Annotated in this window: 4 pseudogenes; all 4 read left to right on the plus strand. The window is 60.2% G+C overall.

Annotation, left to right across the window (positions count from 1 at the left end):
• Positions 1 to 109 precede the first annotated feature (109 nt).
• Positions 110 to 693, plus strand: a pseudogene (locus HV796_RS41440) (IS21 family transposase); the annotation flags it as partial.
• Positions 694 to 707: 14 nt separating this feature from the next.
• Positions 708 to 989 (plus strand): annotated as a pseudogene (locus tag HV796_RS41445) (ATP-binding protein); the annotation flags it as partial.
• A gap of 891 nt (positions 990 to 1,880) precedes the next feature.
• Positions 1,881 to 1,994, plus strand: a pseudogene (locus HV796_RS46325) (ESPR-type extended signal peptide-containing protein); the annotation flags it as partial.
• Positions 1,995 to 2,192: 198 nt separating this feature from the next.
• A pseudogene (locus HV796_RS41455) lies at positions 2,193 to 2,825 on the plus strand (hypothetical protein); the annotation flags it as partial.

Here is a 2,825-nt window from a genome sequence, read left to right on the forward strand (position 1 = left end):
CGTCGCTCGCAACAAGCTCAAAAGCGCTCAGCACCGACCTTCGATCATCGCCGCGTGCTGGATTCAGGCAACCTTGTGGTGACGTCATGATTTATGGAAAGGTCAATAGGAGGTGTTCTTCCCCGAAGGAGCAAAGCCCGGCGTGCGCGGACTGTCGGACTTCACCGATATGAGCAAGCTGGGCGTGACGATTGGCGGCGCGCCGTTCGGCTGCCAGCTGTATCACTTCGTGCAGGCGTTCTCACGCCGGGAGTATGCGAACGTGGTCGAGGGCGTTGAGAGTTTCGAAGCTCTCGCGACCGGATAGCGGAACGCGATATGGAGGCCGGCGGTTGCCCGCGCGAACATCGCTCCGACAGTCTGTCGGCCGCGTTCAGGAACCTGGCCGAGCGGGAGGACTTCACGACGCGTTACGCAGCGCTGCCCGATCATTACCGCGTGGAGGGCACGCGCAACGATCGCGGCTTGGGGCACGAGAATGGCAGTGTCGAGTCCTCGCATCAGTATCTAAAGGAAGCAGTCGACCAGCCCCTGATGCTGCAAGGTCATCGCGGCTTCGCTAATCGGGCCGCCTACGATGAATTCGTACGCGAAGTGGTGATGCGTCGAAACCGGCGCGACGCCGCCACGTTTCGCATCGAGCGAGAGCAATTGCAGGATCTGCCTGAACGTCGTACCAACGACTTCGTCGATTAATGTTGCCCGCAACATTAATCGACGAAGTCGGATATCTCTCGTACTCGAACCGCCATGCCGACCTGCGGTTCGAACTCATCAGCCGCAGGTATGGGGCCCGTTCCACCATCGTTACGACCAACAAACCGTTCCCGGAATGGTCGGAGGTGTTCCCGAACGCCGCCTGTATCGTCGCACTGGTCGACCGGCTGGTACATCGTGCCGAGGTGATCTCGATTGAGGGCGAGTCGTACCGCCTCAAGGAGGCACGCGAACGTACCGAAGCCCGTGCCCGGCAACGGAGCGCAAAAAAGAGCTATCCTGAAGATAGGAGCTGCCTCATGAGTCACAAACCATTGCTGCCCTCTGGCCGTCGGCGCGGGCTACCGTTCATTGTACCCGACGACTGGACACCCGACCAGGCGTTCGCCGTGTTCGAACTGCTCGATGATCTGGTCACCGTGATCACTGACTTCTATGGCGACCGGTTACACGAGTTGCTGCGTGAACGGCGTCGACCTGCCGTCGCTACCCGAGCGACTGACTGCGGCCCACCGTTCTGATTCCCTCGCCACCACCGCAGCACCATGAAGGGCCGCTTGCCCTTCATGGCTGACCGTTTCGCTCAACCTTGCGCCGCCATCTAAAAACGTTTTCACGCCGCCGCTAACACTTGGTTTCCGGCGGCCGGCTGCGATGTGACTGCGCAACAATCCCACGCCGAAAACGTCTTCTTGTCTGTGGTAACGGACATTATCATCTTTAATCGCGCCGGGTCTCGTTCTTCCGAACTTTGGAAATCATGGGCTCAGATTTAATATTTTTGAAATGGGGTTAATTTCATGAGTATATAAAAATGATCGGCATTCGCGCGGCCCTAAATGACATAATTAATTATTGACCGGATTAACCCGCATAACGCAATCTTGGTGTGTGGTCAAAAGGCCGCCGTCGGAGCAGGCGCTACGAGCAATCCGGAGTGGAAAGCGCGCATGACGCGCACCGATCTCCGTCGCCGAACAATCCCTGTTATTAAATTAGCCTGATTCGTGTGCCGCTTTATTGGGTGTTGAATCATATTGCCATAATTTAAATTTAGGAATATTTACTATCGCGCATAAGTCACCAATAAAACCGGATGGCGATGCGCGCCGGGGGCGGTCCCGGGAGAGTCATTGACAACACGGACAGAGGACAGGCAGGCCATGAACAGGAATCTTTATCAGCTGGTGTGGAACCGTCGGTTGGGGGCGCTAATTCCGGCAGCGGAAACCGCGAAGGGCGTCCAGGGTGAGGCCGGACCGCGACGCCCGGGCAGAAGCGTTCCAGCACTGGACTTGCCATACAGGCGGGCTGCCGCAAAGGGTGGGATGGCGCCCCGGTGTGTGGTAATGGCGCTTTCGGCGGCTGGGTTGTTAGGCACTACGTTGGACGCGCAGGCGTGCTCCTTTGCCTTCGGTGGCACGGGCCCAACGGCAGAGTCCGGTCTTGCTACGTCCGACTGCTCGGGCAACGCCGTGAGTGGGAATCTGAAGTGGGCGGCCACTGCGTACAACGGTAGCAGTAACATTATTTACGGAACGGCCAACCTCAACGTCGCAGTTGGCGAAGGAACTGTAGCTGGCACCTCCGGGTCAACGACGGATGGCTGGGATCAGGCATTTGGCTCGTATGCGCTGGCATCAACCGGAGTGAATGGCACCGGAGGAGCTCAGGCGCTCGGCGCATACGCCACCGCGAGCGCTAATAACGCGATGGCGCTCGGCTCGGCCGCAACGGCATCGACGACCAACTCGATCGCGCTGGGCGCGAACTCGGTGGCGGCCGCAACGGCCGTACCGGTGACAGGCGACACGATCGCGGGCACGGCGTACACCTATGCGGGCGGCGCGCCGGCCGGCGTGGTGAGTGTTGGCTCGACGGGCAACGAACGGCAAATCACCAACGTGGCGGCCGGCCAGGTGCTGGGCACGAGCACGGACGCGGTCAACGGCTCGCAGCTGTACGCGACCAACGCGGCGGTCAACGCCGCGAGCACGGCGCTCGACACGCTGTCGACCAGCGTGTCGACGGGCGTGAGCTCGCTCTCCACCGGCGTGACGTCGCTGTCCACCGGTATCTCGTCGCTCTCCACGGGACTGGCGGGCGCG

Source organism: Paraburkholderia humisilvae (assembly GCF_902859855.1).
Taxonomy (GTDB): domain Bacteria; phylum Pseudomonadota; class Gammaproteobacteria; order Burkholderiales; family Burkholderiaceae; genus Paraburkholderia; species Paraburkholderia humisilvae.